The 23,779-nt window shown below is 43.4% G+C and carries 28 protein-coding genes and 1 riboswitch; of the genes, 21 read left to right on the forward strand and 7 right to left on the reverse strand.

Annotated elements, in window-relative coordinates; genetic code table 11:
* Positions 1–14: 14 nt before the first annotated feature.
* The 6 genes from nusG (at position 15) to DW025_RS12190 (ending at position 5,228) form a co-directional block, all read left to right on the forward strand.
* The gene (nusG, locus tag DW025_RS12165; protein ID WP_015533479.1) at positions 15–542 is read left to right on the forward strand and encodes a transcription termination/antitermination protein NusG; all 528 of its coding nucleotides are present in this window, start codon (positions 15–17) and stop codon (positions 540–542) included.
* 43 nt (positions 543–585) lie between these two features.
* On the forward strand, positions 586–1,011 hold the full coding sequence (rplK, locus tag DW025_RS12170) for a 50S ribosomal protein L11 (protein ID WP_015533478.1): 426 nt from the start codon (positions 586–588) through the stop codon (positions 1,009–1,011).
* Between the two features lie 55 nt (positions 1,012–1,066).
* Entirely contained in the window at positions 1,067–1,759 is a 693-nt protein-coding gene (gene rplA / locus DW025_RS12175) for a 50S ribosomal protein L1 (RefSeq protein WP_015533477.1), read from the forward strand.
* Between the two features lie 190 nt (positions 1,760–1,949).
* Positions 1,950–2,552: a hypothetical protein gene (locus DW025_RS12180; RefSeq protein WP_133302888.1), complete on the forward strand. Its 603-nt coding sequence runs from the start codon at positions 1,950–1,952 to the stop codon at positions 2,550–2,552.
* A 203-nt stretch (positions 2,553–2,755) separates the two neighbouring features.
* Positions 2,756–4,678 carry a leucine-rich repeat domain-containing protein gene (locus tag DW025_RS12185; protein WP_120000087.1) on the forward strand — a complete coding sequence of 641 codons (1,923 nt, stop codon included), beginning with the start codon at positions 2,756–2,758 and terminating at the stop codon, positions 4,676–4,678.
* A 25-nt stretch (positions 4,679–4,703) separates the two neighbouring features.
* The gene (locus DW025_RS12190; protein WP_120000089.1) at positions 4,704–5,228 is read left to right on the forward strand and encodes a hypothetical protein; all 525 of its coding nucleotides are present in this window, start codon (positions 4,704–4,706) and stop codon (positions 5,226–5,228) included.
* Between the two features lie 88 nt (positions 5,229–5,316).
* On the opposite strand, the gene DW025_RS12195 is transcribed toward DW025_RS12190, so the two are convergent.
* Positions 5,317–5,790, reverse strand: coding sequence for a hypothetical protein (locus DW025_RS12195; RefSeq protein ID WP_120000091.1), 474 nt, complete (start codon positions 5,788–5,790; stop codon positions 5,317–5,319).
* 2 nt (positions 5,791–5,792) lie between these two features.
* Positions 5,793–6,323 (reverse strand): DUF6120 family protein, encoded by a 531-nt coding sequence (locus tag DW025_RS12200; protein WP_120000093.1) that lies wholly within the window; start codon positions 6,321–6,323, stop codon positions 5,793–5,795.
* 273 nt (positions 6,324–6,596) lie between these two features.
* On the opposite strand from DW025_RS12200, the gene DW025_RS12205 reads away from it, so the two are divergent.
* From DW025_RS12205 to DW025_RS12225, 5 genes are all read left to right on the forward strand, one after another.
* Positions 6,597–6,848, forward strand: a complete 252-nt coding sequence (locus DW025_RS12205; RefSeq protein ID WP_133302889.1) for a hypothetical protein — start codon at positions 6,597–6,599, stop codon at positions 6,846–6,848.
* 19 nt (positions 6,849–6,867) lie between these two features.
* Entirely contained in the window at positions 6,868–7,164 is a 297-nt protein-coding gene (locus DW025_RS12210; RefSeq protein ID WP_117548537.1) for a WXG100 family type VII secretion target, read from the forward strand.
* A gap of 15 nt (positions 7,165–7,179) precedes the next feature.
* A complete protein-coding gene (locus tag DW025_RS12215) occupies positions 7,180–7,497 on the forward strand; it encodes a WXG100 family type VII secretion target (RefSeq protein WP_120000097.1) in 318 nt (105 codons plus the stop codon).
* A 46-nt stretch (positions 7,498–7,543) separates the two neighbouring features.
* Complete coding sequence (locus DW025_RS12220) at positions 7,544–7,807, forward strand: DUF4176 domain-containing protein (protein ID WP_120000099.1); 264 nt, start codon at positions 7,544–7,546, stop codon at positions 7,805–7,807.
* A 120-nt stretch (positions 7,808–7,927) separates the two neighbouring features.
* The gene (locus tag DW025_RS12225) at positions 7,928–9,226 is read left to right on the forward strand and encodes a CAP domain-containing protein (RefSeq protein WP_120000101.1); all 1,299 of its coding nucleotides are present in this window, start codon (positions 7,928–7,930) and stop codon (positions 9,224–9,226) included.
* A gap of 58 nt (positions 9,227–9,284) precedes the next feature.
* Here DW025_RS12225 and DW025_RS12230 read toward each other — a convergent pair whose 3' ends face one another.
* The 5 genes from DW025_RS12230 to thiS form a co-directional block, all read right to left on the reverse strand.
* Entirely contained in the window at positions 9,285–9,734 is a 450-nt protein-coding gene (locus DW025_RS12230) for a PadR family transcriptional regulator (protein WP_120000103.1), read from the reverse strand.
* 121 nt (positions 9,735–9,855) lie between these two features.
* Positions 9,856–10,503 carry a thiamine phosphate synthase gene (gene thiE / locus DW025_RS12235; RefSeq protein WP_120000105.1) on the reverse strand — a complete coding sequence of 216 codons (648 nt, stop codon included), beginning with the start codon at positions 10,501–10,503 and terminating at the stop codon, positions 9,856–9,858.
* A gap of 73 nt (positions 10,504–10,576) precedes the next feature.
* Entirely contained in the window at positions 10,577–11,830 is a 1,254-nt protein-coding gene (gene thiH / locus DW025_RS12240) for a 2-iminoacetate synthase ThiH (RefSeq protein WP_120000107.1), read from the reverse strand.
* Between the two features lie 14 nt (positions 11,831–11,844).
* On the reverse strand, positions 11,845–12,615 hold the full coding sequence (locus DW025_RS12245; RefSeq protein WP_015533315.1) for a thiazole synthase: 771 nt from the start codon (positions 12,613–12,615) through the stop codon (positions 11,845–11,847).
* The gene (gene thiS, locus DW025_RS12250; protein ID WP_015533314.1) at positions 12,615–12,815 is read right to left on the reverse strand and encodes a sulfur carrier protein ThiS; all 201 of its coding nucleotides are present in this window, start codon (positions 12,813–12,815) and stop codon (positions 12,615–12,617) included. Before thiS ends, DW025_RS12245 begins: the two co-directional genes overlap by 1 nt.
* Positions 12,816–12,897: 82 nt before the next feature.
* Positions 12,898–13,003: riboswitch (TPP riboswitch) on the reverse strand.
* A gap of 254 nt (positions 13,004–13,257) precedes the next feature.
* Here thiS and DW025_RS12255 point away from each other — a divergent pair.
* The 10 genes from DW025_RS12255 (at position 13,258) to rpsR (ending at position 23,708) form a co-directional block, all read left to right on the forward strand.
* Positions 13,258–14,583, forward strand: coding sequence for a phenylacetate--CoA ligase family protein (locus DW025_RS12255; protein WP_118016789.1), 1,326 nt, complete (start codon positions 13,258–13,260; stop codon positions 14,581–14,583).
* A 270-nt stretch (positions 14,584–14,853) separates the two neighbouring features.
* Positions 14,854–16,335 (forward strand): sodium/proline symporter PutP, encoded by a 1,482-nt coding sequence (gene putP / locus DW025_RS12260; RefSeq protein WP_118016788.1) that lies wholly within the window; start codon positions 14,854–14,856, stop codon positions 16,333–16,335.
* Positions 16,336–16,889: 554 nt separating this feature from the next.
* Positions 16,890–17,156 carry an OmpA family protein gene (locus DW025_RS12265; protein ID WP_243104984.1) on the forward strand — a complete coding sequence of 89 codons (267 nt, stop codon included), beginning with the start codon at positions 16,890–16,892 and terminating at the stop codon, positions 17,154–17,156.
* Positions 17,157–17,202: 46 nt separating this feature from the next.
* On the forward strand, positions 17,203–18,192 hold the full coding sequence (locus DW025_RS12270) for an ion transporter (RefSeq protein ID WP_120000109.1): 990 nt from the start codon (positions 17,203–17,205) through the stop codon (positions 18,190–18,192).
* A gap of 241 nt (positions 18,193–18,433) precedes the next feature.
* Positions 18,434–20,038, forward strand: coding sequence for a phosphoenolpyruvate carboxykinase (ATP) (gene pckA / locus DW025_RS12275; protein ID WP_004849399.1), 1,605 nt, complete (start codon positions 18,434–18,436; stop codon positions 20,036–20,038).
* A 194-nt stretch (positions 20,039–20,232) separates the two neighbouring features.
* Entirely contained in the window at positions 20,233–21,762 is a 1,530-nt protein-coding gene (locus DW025_RS12280; RefSeq protein ID WP_120000111.1) for a putative DNA modification/repair radical SAM protein, read from the forward strand.
* Between the two features lie 11 nt (positions 21,763–21,773).
* Complete coding sequence (locus DW025_RS12285) at positions 21,774–22,544, forward strand: TIGR03915 family putative DNA repair protein (protein WP_308936792.1); 771 nt, start codon at positions 21,774–21,776, stop codon at positions 22,542–22,544.
* Between the two features lie 123 nt (positions 22,545–22,667).
* Positions 22,668–22,958 carry a 30S ribosomal protein S6 gene (gene rpsF / locus DW025_RS12290; RefSeq protein ID WP_015533308.1) on the forward strand — a complete coding sequence of 97 codons (291 nt, stop codon included), beginning with the start codon at positions 22,668–22,670 and terminating at the stop codon, positions 22,956–22,958.
* Positions 22,959–22,974: 16 nt separating this feature from the next.
* Positions 22,975–23,427, forward strand: a complete 453-nt coding sequence (locus tag DW025_RS12295) for a single-stranded DNA-binding protein (protein ID WP_022216615.1) — start codon at positions 22,975–22,977, stop codon at positions 23,425–23,427.
* A 17-nt stretch (positions 23,428–23,444) separates the two neighbouring features.
* A complete protein-coding gene (gene rpsR, locus DW025_RS12300; protein ID WP_015533306.1) occupies positions 23,445–23,708 on the forward strand; it encodes a 30S ribosomal protein S18 in 264 nt (87 codons plus the stop codon).
* Positions 23,709–23,779 lie beyond the last annotated feature (71 nt).

Raw genomic sequence — 23,779 nt, forward strand, 5'->3', positions numbered from 1 at the left:
GGATGGTGAAGAATATGTCAGAGGCAGAGAATGCAAGATGGTATGTTGTTCATACCTACTCAGGATATGAAAACAAAGTAAAGGCTGATATTGAGAAAACAAAAGAAAACAGAAATTTACAAGACCAGATTTTAGAGGTAGTCGTTCCGGTTGAAGATGCCACAGAGATTAAGAATGGTAAGCCAAAGTCGATCGAGAGAAAGATACTTCCTGGTTACGTTCTCATCAACATGATCATGAACGATGTTACATGGTATGTTGTGCGTAATACCAGAGGAGTTACAGGATTTGTCGGATCAGATCCAAGAAAGCCTGTACCACTCACTGATGAGGAGCTGAGCAATCTGTATCAGACCTCAGAGGAGGTTGTCATCGATGTTGAAGTGGGAGACTCAATAACGGTTACTTCAGGTGCCTGGGAAGGCACAGTAGCAACAATTAAGGCAATTAATACTGCAAAACAGACCGTAGCCATCGAAGTAGAAATGTTTGGTCGTGTGAATACTGTTGATATTGCGTTTGCTGATATCAAGAAGTTGTAATTATCAAGTGGATTGTACCACAGTATTTTGGAGGAATGCTAAAATGGCAAAGAAAGTAGAAGGATACATCAAATTACAGATACCTGCAGGAAAGGCAACTCCTGCACCACCTGTTGGACCAGCTCTTGGTCAGCACGGTGTAAATATCGTTGCTTTCACAAAGGAATTCAATGCAAGAACAGCTAATGAGGGTGACATGATCATTCCTGTTGTTATCACAGTATACCAGGATAAGAGCTTCAGCTTCATTACAAAGACTCCACCTGCATCACTTCTTATCAAGAAGGCATGTAACATCAAGTCAGGTTCTGCAAACTCAAAGAAGACTAAGGTTGCAACAATTTCTAAGGCTAAGGTTCAGGAGATCGCTGAACTTAAGATGAAGGATCTGAACGCTGCAAGCCTTGAGTCAGCTATGAGCATGATCGCTGGAACAGCTCGTTCAATGGGCGTTACAGTTGAAGAGTAATACAGATATTTAGTGGGAGGGTCGCTCCCGATATGACCACAGGAGGTTTATAATAATGATAAAGAGTAAGAAATATGTAGATGCAAGCAAGCTCTATGATAAGACCGCTGCTTACGAGGCAACTGAGGCAGTTGCTTTAGTTAAGAAGATGGCTTCAGCTAAGTTTGATGAGACAGTAGAGGCACACCTCAGACTCGGTGTTGATGGACGTCACGCTGATCAGCAGGTTCGTGGTGCCGTAGTTCTTCCACACGGAACAGGTAAGACTGTTAAGGTTCTCGTATTTGCTAAGGGTGCAAAGGTTGACGAGGCTCTTGCAGCAGGCGCTGATTACGCTGGTGGAGACGAGCTCGTGCCAAAGATCCAGAACGAGGGATGGTTAGACTTCGACGTTGTTGTTGCAACACCTGACATGATGGGCGTTGTAGGACGTCTTGGTCGTGTACTTGGACCAAAGGGTCTCATGCCAAACCCTAAGGCTGGAACAGTTACTATGGATGTAGCTAAGGCTATCTCAGATATCAAAGCTGGTAAGATAGAGTACAGACTTGACAAAGCCAACATTATCCATGTGCCAGTGGGAAAAGTTTCTTTCACAGAGGAACAGTTAAACGAGAATTTCCAGACTTTAATAAATGCTATTGTTAAGGCAAAGCCAGCTGCTGCTAAGGGTCAGTACCTTAAGAGCGTTGTAATTGCTTCAACAATGGGCCCTGGTGTAAAGATTAACACAACAAGCTACGTATAAAAGCCGGTTGACCTGAACATCAGTCACACAAAAGCCCCACACCACTATGAGATATCTTCAGGATATTGCGTAGGGTGTGGGGCTTTTTGTATGCGAATAAGATAGAATAACTAAAATGCTATTGACTGCAAATATTGCAAAGGGTAATATTGTATATAAGTATGTTGTTGAAAGGGAGTTTGCTAGGAAGATGCTTGAGGTAAAAACATATGATCAGGAAAAGAATACATGGAATGTAGAGATAAATGGTAAGATGCATGAGATAAAGATAGACGTGTGGCATGATATCATCGTCGATGGACAAAAAGTAGCTAACCTTTTTGATTTGTGGAAAATGGGAGAATTACAGATATGTCATAATGGCAAGCTGTTCTATCGGGAGCGTAGGAAACCAATGTTCCCTGTAGATGGGGTGATGGTGGAATATAAGCGGTATTCATGGGAAACAACGCAAGACGCTAGAGCCCATCTTCTGGTAGATGGTATAGATCTTGAGACTGGTGAACCAGAGCCGGTAGTTAAGAAAATAAAAAAACCGTGGTGGGTAAATGTGCTTGTTGTAATCTTAAGTCTTGAATTTATTTTTCCATGGTCAGGTATAGTAGGATTTGTATACAGAACGTCGGCTGTTGCTTTGATACCGCGTATTTCTGTGCTGTCAATAAATGAAAAATACTCTATGAGGAAAAGAGTTATAATAAGCGTGACTATTGTGATAGCTTTTTTTATAATAGGTATTATTTTGTTTATAAATAGCGAGATGGGAATTTACGTGAAGCACGGTCACTACTAATATAGAGCCCCATACTGTGTGATATCTTGAGATATTTCACAGCGTATGGAGCTTTTTGTTGTAATTAAAATATAATTTTATGTTATAAAATAGAAAAACTTAACAGTGCGTTGACAATAATATCATTAGGTGCAATACATATCTTTATGTTCATATAAATTAACAATGCATTAGTAAGACATTATACAAAAAGGAGGTTTATTATGAAAAAGGGATTACTAAAGAGATTGTTACTTGGAATTATGGGAATAGCGCTGGTGTGTGCCATGTGTGTTATTCCCGGAATAAGGCGGGTGTATGCGTCGGATAGTGGTGGAGTTAATTACACTTTTGATTACAAGACGGGTGAGCTTACGCTGTATGCAGATACGTCATCGGTTATGGCGGATTATAGTGCAAATGAAAAGCGTCCTTGGGAATATTATATTGTAAGAAGTGTTGTGGTAAAACAGGGAGTTTCCCATATAGGTGACTATGCTTTTGACGGGTGTGATAAGCTTACATCAGTTGTCGTAGAAGGTGACTCATTTATGACAATTGGTAAAAATGCTTTTTCCGGATGTACAAGTCTGAAAAGCATATCATTCTCTGAGGGAACAGATAGTATAGGTGAATATGCATTTTATAATTGCAGCAGTCTGACTAGTGTGGATCTGTCAGATGCACAGGTAAGTGAGTTGCGTGATTATACATTCGCTGGTTGCAGTTCGTTGAAGGAGATAAAATTTTATTCAAACATGTATCGTATTGGGGCTAATTGCTTCAACGGATGTAGTGCATTAGAGTCGGTGAAGTTTCCTGATACTCTGACATATATAGGAGACAATGCGTTTGACCATTGTACGCTGTTCGACAGGATAGTGATTCCAAGGAGAGTAAGGTATATTGGCGAATGTTGTTTTGCAAATTGCGCAAATCTTCATTATGTGCTGTTCAGTATGGTGCGTTCGGGTCTTAAGATTGGATCAGGTGCCTTCTATGGAGACGTAAGTTTGTGCACATGGGATGATCCTAAGGTGTTGGAGAAGATATATACAGAATCAGGGACTGTTAAAATAGTTAAAGCAGTATCAATAAATGATCTGAGATTTGAAACAACTGATTTTGAAAATTGTGTGTATACTGGGGAGCCGATAGAGCCACATATTTACTGGCTTGCAGAGAATGAAGATGGAGCAACGGGTTATCATTCGGGTGATATGAGCATAGTATATGAGAATAATATCAATGCAGGAAAGGCCACTGCCAAGGTAACAGGAACAGGAAATATCTGGGGAACAAAAGATTTCACATATGATATAAATAAAGCTCCTTCAAGCCTCAATATTATTTATAACGGCAATGAGTCGGCAAAATCTTCTTATACATATTCATTAAAGACATCCAGTTCATCAGTAACTGCGAAGCTTAAGATAAGCACTTCCAATGGCGGGCCGGTGAAGGTTGTAAGTTCAGACAAGAATATTGTTGATGTAAAATATGACAAGAATTCAGACACATGGTCCATGGTGGTTTGCAAAGCAGGCAACGCTAAGATTACGATCACCGCAAATGATGAGGCTGGTTCAAACTACGAGAAGGTCACTCGTACAATATCTGTAAAAGCAAGATATGTGCAGAATATCACTGTACCAAAGAGTACGGTATATATGGATTTAAAGTCTGGAGCTAAGAAGAGTATAGGAGCCAAGGCTGGCGGTGGAGCGAAACTCACATACAGTTCATCTAATAATGGTGTAGTTAGAGTATCATCTGATGGCAAACTGACTATGAAGGGTGCAGGCAAGGCTGTGGTGACAATAAAGGCTGCAGAAAATAGTAAATATGAGTCAAAGAGTATAAAAGTCACATATTATGTTAGGCCTGTAGTAAAGAAAGCGAAAATTGAGGCCCTGACAACCGGAACCACAGTGACTGTTACGAATCCTACGCCGGGCTCTACACTGATAGTGAAAGTGTATTCTTCAGCTTCAAAGAAGAAGCTTTATACAACACGTACCAAGGCTGTGAAAAATAGCCGCAAGGTAGTGATAAAGACACCGTCATATAGAGGAATATACAAGTGCTACACAGAGGTATATCTCAAGAAAAATGGGGTCGAGTCAAGAAAGTATATAAATAAGTAGAGAAAAGTGTAAGAGAGGATCTGGTATGGCAAATACAGACAGATATAGTTGGAATGTCCAGATAGATGACACCGAGTATTTGTTGGAGTATATGAAGGGGAGTATATATATAAATGGTGGTGAGGCATTCAAACTTAGATCGCTGGAGAGAACAGGTAGCTTAAGAAAGGATAAACAGTTGAGCTATACAGTACCGTTAGCAGGAAAAGAACTGAATCTGGTTATAAGCGCAGTGAGTGGTATCAGTCTCATTATGGATGGAATGGATCTGGGAACATATCCAGATGGTGCAGGAGCTAATCAAAAAGCTCCTGCCTGGATAGTAGTATTTTATGTATTATATTTTATAGACTATTGGGGAATAATGGGTGGTGCCATAGGAGGCTTGCTGCTCGGAACTGCGGCAGTCGTGACGTTTATGGTTGCTAAAAGTGAGAAGCTTTCTACGGGCGTGAAGCTGGTAATATGCATAGCATTGTATGTTATTGCTACTGCGTTGGAGCTGGTTATAAGATCTGCATTAGCAGGGGTGTCTGGCCGGTACAGATAAAATAAAGCCACATACCATATGAAAAATCTAAAAGATATTTCATGCGGCATGTGGCCTTGTTCTTTATCTTGTATAACTAACTAGTAAATTAGGAAATAGTTCCGTTAGCTGAACATGATATAGTAACTGATTTATTTACTGTCTGAAGCAGTACGCCCTTTGAGGAATACTTTTTTCCAACTGCAGTTGCGGTTGCTTTGTTGCCGGATCTTGTGCAACTGGACATAGACGTCTTCCAATATGAACTATTAGAAGTTGCTGCAGCTTTAGCGGATGTGCATTTGCTGGAAGAACCTGTATAACTGAATGTTGCGACAATCTGAAGACTCCAGAGAGTATTTCCGTTGGAATCATTACAGTATACAGTCTTGGAAGCAGTTTTTGTTTTTGTGGCTCTACTCAGAGATGGCTGAGTTGGCATTTCCTCGATAACTTCCACAAATGTAAGAGAGTCATCGCTCGTATCTTCTTCTGCGGCCTTAACAGTTGGAACGTTTATTGTAGACAAACAGATGAAAATCATACAACATATAGCTAATAATCTGCGTAATTTTTTATTCATATTTACTCCTCCGTATCTGTATTATTGTTATTATCATTATTCTGAGTTTCCGAGCTATTATTTAATGGTGCGTCTTCAACAGAATCCATCCATGATTTATCAGATAGATCATTTGGCGCTACACTATCTTGAATGACAATAGTAGTTGATGCAATATCAGTACGCCTGGATATCTGCCATTCCTTATACAACATAACTGATATACATATTGCAAAAACAGCTATAACAGAGAGTCCTGCAATAAAAAGATATTTTCCATATTTCCTTCCATTCATATTGGTACATATGGTGTCTGTTCCTAAAGATTGGACATATTCAGTGGCACATTCCTTAGGACTGCCAAACTCTGTATCCAGATTGGATGCTGTGACTGCCTTGTCGCCCAAGCTTATTGCGTAGTCATACATATTGCTACGCAACAGCTTTAAATATTTTCTTTCCCCCTTTCTACATATTGGAAACTCTTTTTTAATTGATTTAATATATTTGTCTATTGTTTTTACATTCTCTTTAAATATCAGCTCTTCGTTCAAATTTTGTTCTCCTTTTATTATATTTTCTACATAAACTAATATTATTTTATACTATAATATCATAAAATCAATAATTTTTTAGACATGAAATAACAAAAACTGACAAATTGTAGCTAATAGCTATAATTTGTCAGATAAAAAGATTTAGAAAAGCAAAAATATATTTAAACATGATCGCCTAAAATGCAGTAGATTACAGCTTTATTGTTGTAGAGAGTGTGTTGAGATTGCATATAATATTTTAAGAATATGGATACGAAAGAAAAAATGAGCATGGATGAATATAATGAAATAATGTCAGTAGTAAATCAGATTGAATTTGCTGCAGACGAAATGAAGAATGATACGGTTGCTGAACTGGATAAGATGGTAGAAAAATTGACCAAAGTGTGGCAGGGTGAGGCATCGGATGAGTATATTTTAAGAATGAAAGCTTTAAGAGATTGGATATTGAACACGGTAAAATCTGTGTATGAAGCTGTGGAAAATATGTCGATAGAGATTAACAACCAATATGTAGATTAGAAACAGGAGGTTATATTTAATGAAATCATTTTCAGTAGAGTCAACGGGACTGATGAATGGAATCGATAGTTTATCAAGGAGAAATGAAGAACTTGGAATTCAGATAAAAAAGATGCAGGAGAGTAAAGAGGCGCTCAACGCAACATGGGATGGTGTTGCGAAGAATACCTTTAGTGCGACAGTGGACAATGATGTGGCAAAGATGAATAATTTTATGAAACTTATTGAGCAGTATTGTTCGGCATTAAAAAATATTATGACAAATTATCAGAATGCAGAGGCAGAAAACGCTAATCAGATGGCAAAAAGAGGATAGAGAGGAGATATAAATATGTCAGATATAAATATAAAGGTTACACCTGCTGAGTTGGAAGCTAGGGCAAATGAGTTTCGAAATGTTATGAACCAGACAAATACACTTACTGCAGATATGATGAAAACGATAATGGGGTTATCGTCTGTTTGGACAGGTTCAGCATCAGAAGAGTACATAGGCCAATTTAAGGGCCTTCAGAAAGATATGGACAAAATGGGAGAACTTATAAATAATCATGTGACAGACCTTCTTGAAACTGCCAAAAGATATTCGGCAGCAGAAAAAAGCAATATATCGGCTATTGGCGGATTGCCAGCTAATGTATTGAGCTGATAGACAGGTAATTGTTGAACATAATTGAGAAAGTATAGAGGGTGATATGGCTAAATATGAAAAATATCTACCGCTAGGTTCAATCGTATTGTTAAAAGGTGCAAAGAAAAGGCTGATGATTTATGGTAGAAAGCAGAAAGAAGCGGATACAGATGAAATATGGGATTATATAGGCTGTTTGTATCCAGAGGGAAATATCAGAGTCGATCAGAATTTTCTATTCAATCATGAACAGATAGAAAAAGTATATTGCGTCGGTTATATAGATGAGGAAGAGTATATCTTTACGAACAAGTATCTAACTGACTGACACATAAATATTATATAAAATGTGTCACGGAAGACAAATAGGCATGCAATAAATCCCATAGTGAGTTATAATAATATCAATAGGCTGATATATATTATAAGAGGAGGACAAATTCAAACTATGGGAGTACAAAAGAAGAAGTTGTTACACCGGATAATGGCTCTGGCGATCGCAGTTGCGGTTGGACTGTCAGTGATCGTGCCGGGAGGAACAAGTGCTGAAGCGGCGACAATACCTGCGGATGTGACAAAAACATCTGCCAATTGCGTGTTTATAGCAATGAAGGGCAAGTATGTGTCGGAGGCTTCGGCTGCAGTGAAGAGGATCAATCAGATCCGTTATGAAGCATGTAAGCAGGGCGTTAAGATTGATGGACGGAAATTGACGCTTGACGACTATGTGCCGATCAAGTGGTCGGCAGGACTTGAGAAGATAGCAAGGATCAGAGCTGCGGAGGCGAGTGTTACAATGTATCACTCAAGACTCAACGGAAAGTCTGTATTTGATTTCAAATATCCGGGAAATGGCTGGCCGACTTCCGAGGTGCTTGCGTGGAACTGGTCAGAGAGCATGCTCATGGGTATTGAGCAGTGGTACAGCGAGAAGGATGCCTATGTGAAGGGAACTCCTGGAGCGGTGACCGGACATTACACATCCATGATAAAACCTGCTAACAGGTATGTGGGCGTTGGTACATTTATAAATAAGAATGCATCTTATCCGAACACGACTGCAGCCCAGTTCATGGGAAGCGGCAGTCAGGCTGAGACTATGGCTAAGTCCACTGGTGAGAGCGATGTTACGGTGGAGGTGCAGAAGGACAATATCACATCGGTTAAGATGACCGGAAATAAGAACGTGCAGGAGGGACAGAAGATAACCCTCACACTCAAGGCAGTCCTTGGACAGTATGGAAGTACATCGTATAAGGTGCTTGCGGGAGCTAAGTGGAAAACATCGAATTCCGCTATTGCAAAGGTGTCATCTACAGGAGTGGTAACAGGTCTCAGAAAGGGAACTGTGAAGATCACAGCCACTGTTGGATCACGTTCAGCATCATATACGGTAACAGTAACAGGAAAATGTGCGCATGTATATTCCGGCAAGGTAGTAAAAACAGCAACTACCAGAAACGATGGCAAGGTGTTACATACATGCAGAAAATGCGGCCAGAAGAAGTATATCGTTGTCAAGAAGATAAAGAGAGTTACATTATCACAGACGAGATATAAGTATGATGGCAAGACAAAGACACCTAAGGTGACTGTGAAGGACAGCGATGGTAAGATAATATCATCAAAATACTACAAGGTGACATACCCTAAGGCGAGAAAGAAAGCCGGAACATATACGGTGAAGATAAAGTTTTCCGGAAGGTATAAGGGCACAGTTTCAAAGAAGTACAGAATAGTAAAATAAAAAAATACCGTTGTTCATAAAAAAATATGGACAACGGTATTTTTAATTCTGAAAGAAGTTATTTCTTCTCAGGCTCTGGAGTATAGTCAAGTATGGATGAAATAGCCTTGTGAACCTTTGTATACTCAGTTATAAGAATATGCATACGCTGGAATCCAGGCTGCTCCAGATGATAATATACTCTGGTCATTCTCTTTCCAACCTGCTCTTTGTGATCGGAGATGAAACCATATTCAATCAGTTTGTACAGTGCAGGGTAGAGTGATCCGATAGGAATCTTTATTACGCCGTCGGATAGTGAGTCCATAAGCTGTGACAATTCGTAGCCGTAATAATCTTTCTGGCTGAGCAGATAGAGCACAAGGAGTTCCACGGATCCTCTGATAAAGTTCGGCTTTGCAACGACTCTTGCATGTACTGCCTCAATTGCGGCTTCTTTTGCTGCGTCTTTAGTTGGATCCTGAATCAGAACATTGCCAGGAGCTATGCTACTTAATACGTTTTCCATTAAAACCACCTCATACAAAAAATAGTTATACTTTGTATTGATTGTAATTGCAAAATCATTTAATTGCAACCTTTCTTTTCATTAAAATTAAAATAAGTTGCGTATTTTTGCAATTTTTTGCTTATTTGAGAGAGATTTTTGACTGTAACTGCCTGGATAATGCCAATAGACGGCTGGCAGCATCCTTTGGATTGTCAGCTTTCATTATGGCGGACACCACACAGATGCCGGCGATAGGTATGCCCGAGAGGACATCCAGGTTGGTCGGATTGAGTCCTCCGATGGCATTTACCGGGATGGGAACTGCCTTGCAAATGTCTCTCAGTGTATCCGTGGATGTGAGCACTGTCTTGACCTTGGTGGTGGTTGGGTAGATGGCTCCAACTCCCAGATAATCAGCTCCCTGTTCATACGCCTCCACGGCCTGAGGAACAGTCTTGGTGGTTGCACCCACGATGCGGTCGGGCCCCATGAGTTTTCTGGCTATGGAGACTGGCATATCTGTCTGTCCCACATGGACACCCTCGGCATCAGTTGCCAGCGCCACATCTACCCGGTCATCTATGATGAGTGGCACGTTGTAGCGGCGCGCAATTGAGTGCACCTTGTCCGCAAGATGTATGTACTCACGGGTAGTTCTTTCCTTTTCTCTAAGCTGCATGAGTGTCGCACCGCCGTCCAGAGCACACTCCACTCTGTACAGAAATTCCTCCTCGGACAACCCTGTGCTGTCCGTTATAAAATATAAAGTAGGATCAAATGTATACATTTCAAACTTCTTTCTCCGCCGGCAGACGGCGGTATGCTGTATAGTTCAGATCGTTTTGATCTGATAGTTGTTGTTACACATACAGATAGTCATTGAGTACGGGCTGCAGCCCCTCGCCCTCTATGTCTGAATACATATGCTCAAGACTTCTGTTGTCGTTGATCTCGAACTGCTCGTCGCCCTGCTCACTGCAGGAAGTCTTGCCGCTGTATTTGCTTTCGTGATCGCCGATTCCGGTTGACACGCCCGCCGATACCTTGGTCGCTGCGATCTTCACTATGCCGTTCCTGAAGTCTGCACTCTCCCTTGAAGATACCGTTATTCCGGCAAATGGCAGGAATATTCTGTATGCGCACAGTATCTGGCAGAGCTGCTTCTCGTGTACGTCCAGAGGATTGATCTGATCGTTGTTGATGATCGGTCTCAGTCTTGGACAGGAGAGTGACATCTCTGCGTGTGGGTATTTCCTCTGGAGAAAATACGCGTGAAGGGCTGTTGCCAGTGCATCCTTGCGGAAGTCGGAGAGCCCTAACAGTGCTGAGAATGCAACGCCCCGCATTCCGCCCATGAGGGCGCGCTCCTGCGAGTCGAAACGGTATGGCCATACTCTCTTGTGACCCATCAGGTGAAGAGTCTCGTATTTGTCTGCGTCGTAGGTCTCCTGGAACACTGTCACATAGTCCGCACCACACTCATGGAGGTAGCGGTACTCATCGGTGTTCACCGGATATATTTCAAGGCCTACCATGCGGAAGTATTTCCTTGCAAGCTTGCATGCCTCGCCGATATACGTTACGTCACTCTGGCTGCGGCTCTCGCCGGTCAGTATAAGGATCTCTTCCATGCCGCTGTCGGCGATGACCTTCATTTCCTTCTCGATCTGCTCTGCTGAGAGCTTCATTCTGTTGATGTGATTGTAGCAGTTGAAGCCGCAGTATACGCAGTAGTTCTCACAGTAGTTGGCTATGTAGAGCGGCGTGAACATGTAGACCGTGTTGCCGAAGTGCCTGCTTGTTTCGCGGCTTGCGCGCTGCGCCATCATCTCAAGAAATGGTTCGGCGGCGGGGGAGAGCAGAGCCTTGAGGTCCTCTATGCTGCACGTCTCGTGTTCAAGGGCAGCCATGACGTCTCTGCCTGTGTAACTGCTGTAGTCGTAGCTGTTCATGTGCTCCATGACCTTGCTGCGGATGTCAGATTCAATAACCTCCATGCCCGGAAGGTATTCCATATGGCTTTTCCTTGACGATGGATCTGTCTCCAGACGGTGTTTGATCTGCAGCGCTTCCGGCGAAAGATATTCCGAATCTATCAGAAAGTGGTTTTCCATCTGAGTGCACCCCCTTAGTCATGCAGGAATCCGGTCAGTGGATCTGAAGCGGATGCCCCTCTGGTGAGAACTCTTCCAAGACCTGCCAGATAAGCCTTTCGGCCTGAATTTATCGCGTCCTTGAATGCCGATGCCATGAGTGGCAGATTTCCGGCTGTGGCGAGGGCAGTGTTGGCCATGATGGCGGCAGCGCCCATCTCCATGGCTTCACATGCCTGGGATGGCCTTCCGATACCGGCGTCAACTATGATCGGAAGCTCGATCTCGTCGATGAGGATCTGGATGAAGTCTTTGGTAGCCAGTCCTTTGTTGGAACCTATAGGTGATGCCAGTGGCATGACCGCTGCGGCTCCCGCATTTACCAGATCACGGGCGGCATTCAGGTCCGGGTACATGTAAGGCAGTACCACAAATCCTTCATTTGCCAGTGCCTCGGTTGCCTTTATCGTTTCCTGGTTGTCGGGAAGGAGATATTTGCTGTCGCGCATGATCTCCACCTTGACGAAGTCTCCACAGCCCAGAGCCCTTGCAAGCCTTGCTATGCGCACGGCCTCCTCGGCGTTCCTCGCGCCGCTTGTATTTGGCAGGAGAGTAACTCCCTCCGGGATGAAATCGAGAATATTTTCCTCTTCCTTTGTATTTGCACGGCGGACGGCCAGAGTGATGATCTCTGCTCCTGCGTCCTTTATAGCTGATTCGATCAGCTTCATGGAATACTTTCCTGAACCCAGAATAAATCTTGAATTGAATTCATGTCCTCCGATTATCAGCTTGTCTTCTTTCATTATAATGCTCCTCCTCCCATGAAACTCACGACCTCCACACAGTCGCCGTCGTTAAATGTAATGTCTGCGTATGTCTCTCTCGGTATGATCTCCTCGTTGATCTCAACAACTATGCGCACCGGTTTGTAGCCGGATTCTTCAAGAAATGCCGCCAGATTCTGCCCGGCAACGTCGAGATCTTTTCCGTTCACTGTTACCATAGCCCTTTCCTCCAAAGTCTTTTATCTGCACAAAAAAAGAGTTACCGATCTGGTAACTCCAATAAAGTCTGCACTTTAACAAACGACTGCTATCAGGCTTCCCTACGTTGGCATTATCCAAATCAGGTTTCCGGTCGAAGGTCACACCTTCCTCTCAGCCTGTACTACAAGCTCCCGCGTCCTCTTTTTGTTGTCAGATAATAATATACGACCTGAAAACCCGGAATGCAAGAGTAATCTATCAGGCAAATATGCCATTTGACCGCAAATATTCGAAGCTCTCTCAAAAATATACGGAAAATGTACTGCGATTGATGGCTTTTCCTTGACACAGCCCACATATGTATGTACAATTTAGTTGTTTGGCGCGCTAAAGTGTCATACAAAATCAGCAGGTTGCACAAATGCTGATTTGATTTATCTTATGGAGGACAGTGAAGTTATGAGACAGAAGAAGATTCATTACATCTATAATAAAGAGATGGAGTGTATGGATCCTGAGGAGAGAGGAAAGCTTCAGGGGGAGAGACTTAGAAAGACAGTAGAACTTGAATATGCAAATGTTCCGGCATACAGAGCCAGAATGGATGAAGCTGGGGTAAAGCCGGAGGATATAGAGACAATAGATGATATAACAAAGCTTCCGTTTACACAGAAGACAGATCTCAGGGATAATTTCCCATTTGGATTGTTTGCTGCGGACAAGAAGGATATCATCAGAATACAGGGTTCATCAGGAACCACAGGAAAGCCTATCGTAACAGGATATACACGTAATGATATTGATGTATGGACAGAGATGGTTGCCAGGGCATTCAGGTGTGCCGGAGCCGGAGAGGATGATATCATCCAGATAGCTTACGGTTATGGATTGTTCACAGGCGGACTCGGTGCTCATCAGGGGGCTACCGAGGTTGGAGCCATGGTGGTACCGATGTCATCAGGTAATACACAGAGACAGATCACGATGATGAAAGAGCTTGGTGCTACAATGCTCTGTTGTACACCATCATATGCTACATATCTTGCAGAGACGATTAGAGAGATGGGTATTGATCCGTCCGAACTTAAGCTTAAGTCCGGATGCTTTGGCGCTGAGCCATGGACTGAGGAGATGAGACAGCATCTTGAGGAGCTCCTCGACTTTGATGCATTTGATATATATGGATTAACTGAGATAGGTGGACCTGGAGTTGCATTTGAGTGCTTTGAGAAGAATGGAATGCACATCAACGAGGATCATGTCCTCGCGGAGATTATTGATCCTGTCACAGAAGAACCGCTTCCGGACGGAGTTCCGGGAGAACTTGTATTTACAACTCTTACTAAGACTGGTACTCCTATGATCAGATACAGGACACATGATATATGTACACTTACACACGGCACATGTGCATGTGGAAGAACAACTGTCAAGATGAGTCGTATCACAGGCCGTACAGACGACATGCTTGTAATTCGTGGTGTAAATGTATTCCCTAGTCAGATAGAGTCAGTTCTCCTCGGTGTGGAGGAGGCTTCAACTCATTATATGCTCGTGGTTGATCGTGTGAATTCACAGGACAAGCTGACAGTTCAGGTAGAGCTCAAGGAAGATGTGGATATGAACGATGCAGCAAAGCTTGCGGCTATTGCAGCCCGCATCAAGACTGATATCAAGCAGACACTGCTTATCAGCGCAAAGGTTGAGCTGGTTCCGCCTAAGACCATCCCACGTTCAGAGGGCAAGGCAAAGAGAATCACAGATAACAGACATATCGGATTCTAATCTATAAGATCAGGTAGTCAAATATAAACAGCCGGCTCGATGGTGGGCTTTCCGGGATCATGACCGGACAAGCCACCATGGGCCGCTTTTTTATTCTGGAGAGCGCTGGCCTCAGTTTATAATAGCCAAATGCTGAAAAATCTTGCATTTTGGCAAGTTTCCGTGTAGAATTTGCTTTGTTATGTGCACTGACAGTGAGATACTGCACTGCAGTGGTAAAGTTGGTGCGGAGCAGATAAATTATAATTATTATGGAAGGTGGATTAACTAATGAATGTTTACGAGATGATTGCGTTTATAGCGTATTTTGTCCTGGTAATCGGTGTAGGAATTTATTTCTTCTTCAAATCCAAGGGGAATGCCGGAGAGAAGGATTATTTTCTTGGAGGAAGAGATATGAATGGTCTGGTGGCTGCACTCAGCGCCGGAGCATCTGATATGAGTGCGTGGGTTCTCATGGGACTGCCCGGAGCATTCTATGCGACAGGACTCAGCAACATGTGGATATCAGTTGGTCTGTTCATCGGAACAGCATGTGCCTGGATATTCATAGCACCGAGACTCAGAAGATTCTCGATAGCGTACAACGATTCGATCACTATACCTCAGTATCTGACAAATCGTTTTCAGTCAGACAATAAGCTGCTTCTCATAATATGTGCAGTTATATTTGTGGTTGCATATTGTATATACGCTGCGTCAAGTATATCGGCCTGCGGTACCCTGTTCAACACTGTTATGGGCATCGATAGGAATACAGCCATGATTGGCGCTGCAGTCATCATCATCGTGTACACATTCCTTGGTGGTTTTAATGCAGTGTGCTGGACGGATTTCTTCCAGGGACTTCTGATGCTTGCAGCTCTCATGATCGCACCTATCATTGCGGTCATCACCATGCAGGGCGCTGGCTTTATAGCACCTGATGTTGTCATTCCAGACAATTATTACAATGCCCTTATAAGTGGTTCATTTGACAAGAACAGTGTGATCAATATCATATCAGGACTTGCATGGGGACTTGGATATATGGGTATGCCACATATTCTTATAAGATACATTTCGATCAAGTCAGAGAAGGAGATGAAGAAGTCCAGAATAGTCGGTACTTGCTGGACGGGAATCATCCTCGTTATGGCATCCGTAGTTGGTATGGTCGGCCTTAAGTATCTTGGCGGTGGACTTACAGATAACTCACAGGTATTCATCAGACTTGTAAGAGGCGTGTTCCCTGCACTTGTAGCTGGTATACTTCTCTCAGCTATCCTTGCAGCGTCCATGAGTACAGCTGATTCACAGCTCCTTGCTTCATCATCAGCATTTTCGTCTGATGTGTACAAGCCTATATTCAGAAAGAGTGCATCCGACAAGGAGATGCTCTGGGCAGGAAGAATTGTGGTCATCATCATCTCAGTTGTGGCACTTGCCATAGCGATGAATCCAGACTGCGAGGGTATCATGGCACTCGTGTCAAATGCATGGGGCGCATTCGGATCGGCATTTGGACCGGTTATCGTTCTGTCACTGTACTGGAAGCGACTGAATTACAATGGAGCACTTGCTTCTATCATAGTCGGATTTGCTGTTGACATGCTCTGGTACAAGTTCCTTGCAACACCAACAGGACTTTATGAGATCGTTCCTGGATTTGCAGCAGCGTTCATTACAGCTATCGTCGTATCACTTCTCACAAAGAAGCCTGACGACAAGGTTGTTGAGATATTCGAGAAGGCTAAGCTTCCTACGGAGTAATTTGCAGTGTAGAGTTAGTTATAAAGCTGGGATCTTTTGGTGGCGGATGAGTTCGTCTGCACACAAAATTATCTCTAAATCAAAATAAAAGGCTGAAAAGATACAAAATCTGAAGAAATTGTATCTTTTCAGCCTTTTTTGCTAAATAAGAGATAATTTTGTGCGCAAAAAAAGAACCACCTGAATTGCTAGGCGGTTCTTTTTTAAACAACAACTTAAACAACTAAGAGTAAATTACTTTCTCTTGAACAACTGAGTTCAGTATATACACAAAATATGAACAGAATATGTACAGAAAAAAAACGTTTTGCAAAATAAAATCTTCAAAATTTAAAGATTTTATGACACATTTTTCAAAGTGCACAAAAAGAAAATGGCCATTTGTGCTGTATGCACAGAGCCTTGTAAAAACATGTAAATCCCGCGTAAATATGTAAATAACAGGTAAAGGAGTAAGTATTTCAACTGGTAAAACAGCCTCTTTTTAATTATGATAGGAGATAGGGCGATTATAAGTGTGTGTATGTTTGCCATAACGGGTGGTATATTCGTGTATGCTTACCATCAACCAGTTCCTGCCGAAGTACTGCAGTGTGCTTCTGCGCGATGATTACAGGGAATACGTTTCGGAGATAATCATAGAGGGACACACGGATACGAATGGTTCCTACATATACAATCTTGAACTTTCACAGCAGCGAGCGTTCTCAGTGGCAAAGTACTGTCTGACGGAGAGCAACGGCATCATAAGCAGTGGACATGGCAGCGTCGAGACGCGTGGAGATCAAGTTCAGGATTCAGGACGAAGAGATGATAGATGAGATGATGGACATTCTCAAGGACAAATAGATATATAAGAGGAGAGCAATGGCGGTAAACAAGACAAAATTCAAAAAGCAAATATTTGACATAATACAGATAGGGGACAAAAGCAATCTGGCGAGCAGGGCATTTGACATATTCATAGTGGGTGTCATATTGTCGAACATATCGGTGATGTTCCTGCAGACCTACGATCAGCTTGAACCATATTATGGGCTGCTGAGTGTTATCGAGTGGGTGACTACAGGCATATTCTGTGTTGAGTACATTCTCCGCATATGGACGGCGGATTTCCTGTATCCCACATGCACCAGAGGAAAGGCTATAGGAAAGTTCCTCATATCATATGACGGAGTTGTGGATCTGCTCACGATCATACCAGTGTTCTTTCTGTCTGGCTTCGTGGCGTTCAGGATGCTCAGGGTGATCCGTATATTCCATCTTTTCAGGATCAATTCAAAGTACGACAGCTTCAATGTCATCAAGATAGTCCTGCTGAGAAAGAGCAGACAGATCATATCGTCCATGTTCATCATATTTATACTGATGATGGCGAGCAGCCTGTGTATGTACAGCACTGAGCATGCCGCACAGCCGGGAGTGTTCAGCAACGCCTTCAGCGGCATATGGTGGGCGGTATCGACAGTCCTTACCGTGGGGTATGGAGACATTTACCCGATCACGCTGCTGGGCAAATGCATGGCGATAGTCATAGCATTTATGGGAGTTCTGCTGGTAGCGATACCTACAGGTATCATAAGCGCCGGATTTGTAGAGCAGTATCAGAACAATGCCAACGAGGAGTCCAAAGTTGTTGATGTGGACGAGATTGGAGAACTGCTCGTAGATGATGTGAGCAAGTTTTGCGGCAGGACCATACTCCAGGCTACGGAGGAGTATGGTGTGAATATATATATGGTACTCAGGGATAATATGTCTATACTGCCGACAGGTGATCTGGAGATACAGACAGGTGATATTCTGATAGTGAAGTCAAAATTCCTTGAGAAGAGACGTGGAAGCTCATTATCTTAGTTTATGCAAGTAATAAATATAAAATTGAGATTATAAATGAGAAGTTTCTGTAAACTACAAAAAAAACTCAATAATCATATTGATTTATTTTGACTAATTGGGTATACTTTCAACTGAATATGAGAGAAAGTGTTCATATTTATTTTCAGATTATTGAGTGCTGTATAGTTGCGGTGCCGGCAGGGTACAGGCGACATGCACCTATCAATGAAATACATTTAAAGAAAAGGAGTTAAGAAAAATGGCAACAGTTGATTTAACTAAGTATGGCATTACAGGCACAACAGAGATCGTACACAATCCTTCATATGAATTGTTATTCGAGGAAGAGACAAAGGCTGACCTTCAGGGATACGAGAAGGGACAGGTTAGTGAACTTGGCGCAGTTAACGTTATGACTGGTATTTATACAGGCCGTTCACCTAAAGATAAGTATATCGTAGTAGATGAGAATTCAAAGGACACTGTATGGTGGACATCAGATGAGTACAAGAACGATAACCATCCAATGACAGAGGAGACATGGGCATCAGTTAAGGATCTTGCAAAGAAGGAGCTCTCAAACAAGAGACTTTTCGTAGTTGATGCATTCTGCGGAGCAAATGCTGATACTCGTATGGCTATCCGTTTCATCGTTGAGGTTGCTTGGCAGGCTCATTTCGTAACAAACATGTTCATCAAGCCAACTGAGGAAGAGCTTAAGAACTTCGAGCCAGATTTCGTAGTATACAATGCTTCGAAGGCTAAGGTTGAGAACTACAAGGAGTTAGGACTTAACTCAGAGACATGTGTAGCATTCAACATCACAAGCCATGAGCAGGTTATAGTTAACACATGGTACGGCGGAGAGATGAAGAAGGGTATGTTCTCAATGATGAACTACTACCTTCCACTTAAGGGAATGGCTTCAATGCACTGCTCAGCTAACACAGATATGAACGGTGAGAACACAGCTATATTCTTCGGCCTTTCAGGAACAGGTAAGACAACACTTTCAACAGATCCAAAGCGTCTCCTCATCGGTGATGATGAGCACGGCTGGGATGACAACGGCGTATTCAACTTCGAGGGTGGATGCTATGCTAAGGTTATCGATCTTGACAAGGATTCAGAGCCAGACATCTACAACGCTATCAAGAGAAACGCTCTTCTTGAAAACGTTACACTTGATGCAAACGGCAAGATCGATTTCACTGATAAGAGCGTAACAGAGAATACTCGTGTATCTTACCCAATAGATCATATCAAGAACATTGTAAGACCTATATCATCAGCACCAGCTGCAAAGAACGTAATCTTCCTTTCAGCAGATGCGTTTGGAGTACTCCCTCCAGTATCAATCCTTACACCAGAGCAGACACAGTACTACTTCCTGTCAGGATTCACAGCAAAGCTTGCTGGTACAGAGAGAGGTATCACAGAGCCAACACCTACATTCTCAGCTTGCTTCGGTCAGGCATTCCTCGAGCTGCATCCTACAAAGTATGCAGAGGAGCTTGTTAAGAAGATGGAGAAGAGCGGTGCTAAGGCATACCTTGTCAACACAGGATGGAATGGAACAGGCAAGAGAATTTCAATCAAGGATACAAGAGGAATCATCGATGCAATCCTCAGTGGTGCTATCAATGAGGCTCCTACAAAGAAGATCCCTATGTTCGACTTCGAGGTTCCAACAGAGCTTCCTGGCGTAGATCCAGCAATCCTTGACCCACGTGACACATACGCTGATGCTTCAGAGTGGGAGACAAAGGCTAAGGATCTTGCAGCAAGATTCCAGAAGAACTTTGCTAAGTACGAGGGGAATGCAGCAGGTAAGGCATTAGTTGCAGCAGGCCCACAGCTCTAAGATATAGCTTAGGATCATATAGAAGAAAGGAACTGTCATAGTCCAGAGCCTTTCGCATAGAGAAGACCGGATACATTCGTTCAGAGTGTGTCTGGTCTTTTTTGTCTGCGCCATCCATAAGTAATATTATGCTTTAACCGGCAACCAGAAATTACCTCTTGCAATACCGAACAAATGTTCGTATAATATTATGCATGAACGAGATAATTACAGGACTTACAACGAAAGAAAAACTGAATATACTGGCGGATGCGGCGAAGTATGATGTGGCGTGTACATCCAGTGGAGTGGACAGGAAGGGACAGAAGGGAGCCCTGGGCAACAGTGTATCATGTGGTATATGTCACAGCTTTGCAGCGGATGGAAGATGTATATCGCTGCTTAAGGTCCTTATGACGAACCACTGTGTATATGACTGCAAGTACTGTCTGAACCGCAGAAGCAATGATGTGCCAAGAGCGACATTTGAACCGGAGGAGCTGTGCGATCTGGTCATAGAGTTCTACAAGAGGAATTATATAGAAGGGTTGTTCCTGAGCTCCGGTGTGCTCAGGGATCCGACATACACCATGCAGAGGATGTGTGAGACTCTGTATCTTCTCAGGACGAAGTACAGGTTCAATGGATATATCCATGTGAAGACCATTCCGGGGGCATCGGATGAGCTTATAAGCATGGTGGGATATTTAGCGGACAGGATAAGTGTTAATATGGAGCTGCCGACTGAGGAGGGGTTGAAGAAGCTTGCCCCGAACAAGAGCTTTGACACCATACTTGATCCCATGGGCAAGCTGACCAGCACTATAGAATCTCACAGACTAGCGGTGGGCAAGACTGCGCGTATGGAGAGGAGCGGTATCAACAGATACCTTACTGGAAGCATATTCAACGAGAAGAATCTGCAGAAGGATCTGACCGCATACAAAGCAGAGCTGGCAGGGCAGGAAAGACATGGTGCTCTGCAGATGTCAGCAGCAGAGGCACTCACAGATGGAATGACCTCTGATAAAAGAGACATCGGTGCTGCCTCTTCGCCCCTCCCTGTCATGTTTGGAGATACAGACAGGAGACAGGCATTTGCCCCGGCGGGACAGAGCACACAGATGATAGTTGGAGCCAGCGGAGAGTCGGATTACACGCTCATACACACAGCCCAGAGACTGTATCAGCGATACGATCTGAAGCGTGTGTTCTACTCCGCGTATATACCGATCAACGAGGACTCGGCACTCCCTGCGTTGGATACGGCGGTTCCATTGCTCCGTGAGCACAGATTGTATCAGGCGGACTGGCTGCTCAGATATTATGGATTCCACGCTGAGGAGATATTGTCTGAGAACGAGCCGAACCTCGATCAGAGAATGGATCCGAAGTGCAACTGGGCAGTGAGGCATCTTGACCAGTTCCCGGTGGAGGTGCAGACGGCACCGTATGATCTGCTTCTCAGGATTCCCGGCATAGGGCCGAAGTCGGCGGGCAGGATAGTGAGAGCCCGCAGATACGGAAGTCTGGATTTCGATAATCTGAAGAAGATGGGGGTGGTGCTTAAGAGAGCACATTATTTTATAACGTGTGGCGGACGTATGATGTACAGGATCCCTATAGAGAGGGATTACATTGTCAGGGAGATGACGGATCTGAGCCGGGGAGAGAACTGGCAGGCATCACACGGCAATGAACAGTATAGACAGATGACTTTATTTGATATAGGAATGAAGGCGTGAAGGTGGAAGTTATGGACAATATGAAGGTTTTCACATGCAGAGACAGATATGACGATATGGCTACATGCATATATGAGGCGTGGAGTATGGCACTGCAGGTCGGACACGACCATGTGATGCTTATGAAGGAGCCTGTGGAACAACTGGATATGTTCGCTGACTATATACATGTCGAGCCGGATGCGGACAAGGTGCAGAAGTTTACCCGGTCTGTGAAGAAGGTATCCTGGCTGGTGTACCGCAACGTATTCAATGCACTATTGTCGCATCAGGAGGATGCACTGGACACTGTGTACAGATATCTGATACTGGCATTTGCCGAGGGCCGAAAGGTGGAACATATGCTCATAAGTCCGGAGGTGATGCGTATCATGGAGCTTGGGCGGAGTGTGAGCAACGAGGCACATCTATTCAGGGAGATAGCCAGATTCACTGCTGTCCAGGGGCGGGTGTATGTATGTCATATAGAACCAAAGGACGATGTTGCGCTTCTTGTCGCCAGTCATTTTGCGGACAGGATGCCGTCAGAATACTGGCTGATAGTGGATGATGGCAGACGTTACGCCGTGGTGCATCCGGTGGATTCGGATATGTATGTGAGGCGGCTTACAGATCAGGAGATGGAGACGCTGGGCAGTGCAGAATATATGGAGGATGATTACACAGATATGTGGAGAACATTCTTCAGCGCGGTGAGCGTGGAGCAGAGAGAGAACTACAGATGCCAGAGAAGCATGTTCCCTTTGTGGTCGAGAAAGCATGCCACAGAATTTTTGGGATGATCATAGAAAAAATGCTTGAATTGGCTGGAAAAATATGATAGTATCTGAACTTGTGATGTATTAATCATATTTTCCTTGCTCACAGATGACTGTGGGCCAGAGACCATAAGGAGGTGCAATGTAATGAACAAATATGAATTAACTTTAGTTGTTAGTGCAAAGATTGATGAGGAAGCCAGAACAGCTGTAGTTGATAAGGTTAAGTCTTATATTGAGAAGGCTAACGCAACAATTACAGAAGTTAACGAGTGTGGACTCAAGAAGCTTGCTTACGAGATTCAGAAGATGGGCGAAGCATACTACTACTTCATTCAGTTTGATGCAGAGGCTGGAGTTCCAGCTCAGCTTGAGGCTAACATTCGTATTATGGAATCAGTTCTTAGATATCTTTGCGTTAGATTAGACGCCGAGTAATAGGAGGTATTCTATAATGAACAAGGTAATATTGATGGGTCGTCTCACAAGAGACCCGGAAGTTAGATATTCACAGTCAAACACAGGTGATGGCCAGATGGCTATTGCAAGATACACATTGGCTGTAGACAGAAGATTCAATAGAAATGGCGACCAGAGTGCAGACTTCATCGGCTGCGTTGCATTTGGCAGGAGCGCTGAGTTTGCAGAGAAGTACCTGAAGCAGGGAACGAAGATTGCTATAACAGGTAGAATCCAGACTGGAAGCTATACGAATAAGGATGGTAACAAGGTGTACACAACTGATGTTGTTGTTGAGGAGCAGGAGTTTGCTGAGAGCAAGGCTGCAAGCGGACAGGCATCAGGCGGTGGATATCAGCCAGCAGGAAGACCGGCACCTGGCAATGCAGGAGCTGAGGGCTTCATGAGTATACCGGAAGGTATTGAGGACGATTTACCATTCAAGTAAAATAGGAGGTAAATACAATGGCTTACAATAAGACTGATAGAGCTGACGCTCCAATGAAGAGAAGAAATATCCGTAGAAGAAAGAAAGTCTGCGAGTATTGTGCTAATAAAGAGGCTGTGATCGATTACAAGGATTCAAACGCACTCAGAAAGTATATCTCAGAGAGAGGTAAGATCCTTCCAAGAAGAATCACAGGAACATGTGCTAAGCATCAGAGAGCAATCACAATTGCTGTTAAGAGAGCTAGACAGATCGCAATATTACCATACGTTCAGGATTAATTCTTATCATTGATAAGTATATAAAGGACCCGTTATTCAGCTATGTGCTGGATGACGGGTTTTTGTGTAAA

Source organism: Coprococcus sp. AF38-1 (assembly GCF_003603945.1).
Lineage (GTDB): Bacteria > Bacillota > Clostridia > Lachnospirales > Lachnospiraceae > Coprococcus > Coprococcus aceti.

Excerpts from the sequence above, each read along its gene's own strand:
- nusG (WP_015533479.1), top strand. The coding sequence starts at position 15 with ATGTCAGAGGCAGAGAATGCAAGATGGTATGTTGTTCATACCTACTCA.
- rplK (WP_015533478.1), top strand. The coding sequence starts at position 586 with ATGGCAAAGAAAGTAGAAGGATACATCAAATTACAGATACCTGCAGGA.
- rplA (WP_015533477.1), top strand. The coding sequence starts at position 1,067 with ATGATAAAGAGTAAGAAATATGTAGATGCAAGCAAGCTCTATGATAAG.
- DW025_RS12180 (WP_133302888.1), top strand. The coding sequence starts at position 1,950 with ATGCTTGAGGTAAAAACATATGATCAGGAAAAGAATACATGGAATGTA.
- DW025_RS12185 (WP_120000087.1), top strand. The coding sequence starts at position 2,756 with ATGAAAAAGGGATTACTAAAGAGATTGTTACTTGGAATTATGGGAATA.
- DW025_RS12190 (WP_120000089.1), top strand. The coding sequence starts at position 4,704 with ATGGCAAATACAGACAGATATAGTTGGAATGTCCAGATAGATGACACC.
- DW025_RS12195 (WP_120000091.1), bottom strand. The coding sequence starts at position 5,790 with ATGAATAAAAAATTACGCAGATTATTAGCTATATGTTGTATGATTTTC.
- DW025_RS12205 (WP_133302889.1), top strand. The coding sequence starts at position 6,597 with ATGGATGAATATAATGAAATAATGTCAGTAGTAAATCAGATTGAATTT.
- DW025_RS12210 (WP_117548537.1), top strand. The coding sequence starts at position 6,868 with ATGAAATCATTTTCAGTAGAGTCAACGGGACTGATGAATGGAATCGAT.
- DW025_RS12215 (WP_120000097.1), top strand. The coding sequence starts at position 7,180 with ATGTCAGATATAAATATAAAGGTTACACCTGCTGAGTTGGAAGCTAGG.
- DW025_RS12220 (WP_120000099.1), top strand. The coding sequence starts at position 7,544 with ATGGCTAAATATGAAAAATATCTACCGCTAGGTTCAATCGTATTGTTA.
- DW025_RS12225 (WP_120000101.1), top strand. The coding sequence starts at position 7,928 with ATGGGAGTACAAAAGAAGAAGTTGTTACACCGGATAATGGCTCTGGCG.
- DW025_RS12230 (WP_120000103.1), bottom strand. The coding sequence starts at position 9,734 with ATGGAAAACGTATTAAGTAGCATAGCTCCTGGCAATGTTCTGATTCAG.
- thiE (WP_120000105.1), bottom strand. The coding sequence starts at position 10,503 with ATGTATACATTTGATCCTACTTTATATTTTATAACGGACAGCACAGGG.
- thiH (WP_120000107.1), bottom strand. The coding sequence starts at position 11,830 with ATGGAAAACCACTTTCTGATAGATTCGGAATATCTTTCGCCGGAAGCG.
- DW025_RS12245 (WP_015533315.1), bottom strand. The coding sequence starts at position 12,615 with ATGAAAGAAGACAAGCTGATAATCGGAGGACATGAATTCAATTCAAGA.
- thiS (WP_015533314.1), bottom strand. The coding sequence starts at position 12,815 with ATGGTAACAGTGAACGGAAAAGATCTCGACGTTGCCGGGCAGAATCTG.
- DW025_RS12255 (WP_118016789.1), top strand. The coding sequence starts at position 13,258 with ATGAGACAGAAGAAGATTCATTACATCTATAATAAAGAGATGGAGTGT.
- putP (WP_118016788.1), top strand. The coding sequence starts at position 14,854 with ATGAATGTTTACGAGATGATTGCGTTTATAGCGTATTTTGTCCTGGTA.
- DW025_RS12265 (WP_243104984.1), top strand. The coding sequence starts at position 16,890 with ATGCTTACCATCAACCAGTTCCTGCCGAAGTACTGCAGTGTGCTTCTG.
- DW025_RS12270 (WP_120000109.1), top strand. The coding sequence starts at position 17,203 with ATGGCGGTAAACAAGACAAAATTCAAAAAGCAAATATTTGACATAATA.
- pckA (WP_004849399.1), top strand. The coding sequence starts at position 18,434 with ATGGCAACAGTTGATTTAACTAAGTATGGCATTACAGGCACAACAGAG.
- DW025_RS12280 (WP_120000111.1), top strand. The coding sequence starts at position 20,233 with ATGAACGAGATAATTACAGGACTTACAACGAAAGAAAAACTGAATATA.
- DW025_RS12285 (WP_308936792.1), top strand. The coding sequence starts at position 21,774 with ATGGACAATATGAAGGTTTTCACATGCAGAGACAGATATGACGATATG.
- rpsF (WP_015533308.1), top strand. The coding sequence starts at position 22,668 with ATGAACAAATATGAATTAACTTTAGTTGTTAGTGCAAAGATTGATGAG.
- DW025_RS12295 (WP_022216615.1), top strand. The coding sequence starts at position 22,975 with ATGAACAAGGTAATATTGATGGGTCGTCTCACAAGAGACCCGGAAGTT.
- rpsR (WP_015533306.1), top strand. The coding sequence starts at position 23,445 with ATGGCTTACAATAAGACTGATAGAGCTGACGCTCCAATGAAGAGAAGA.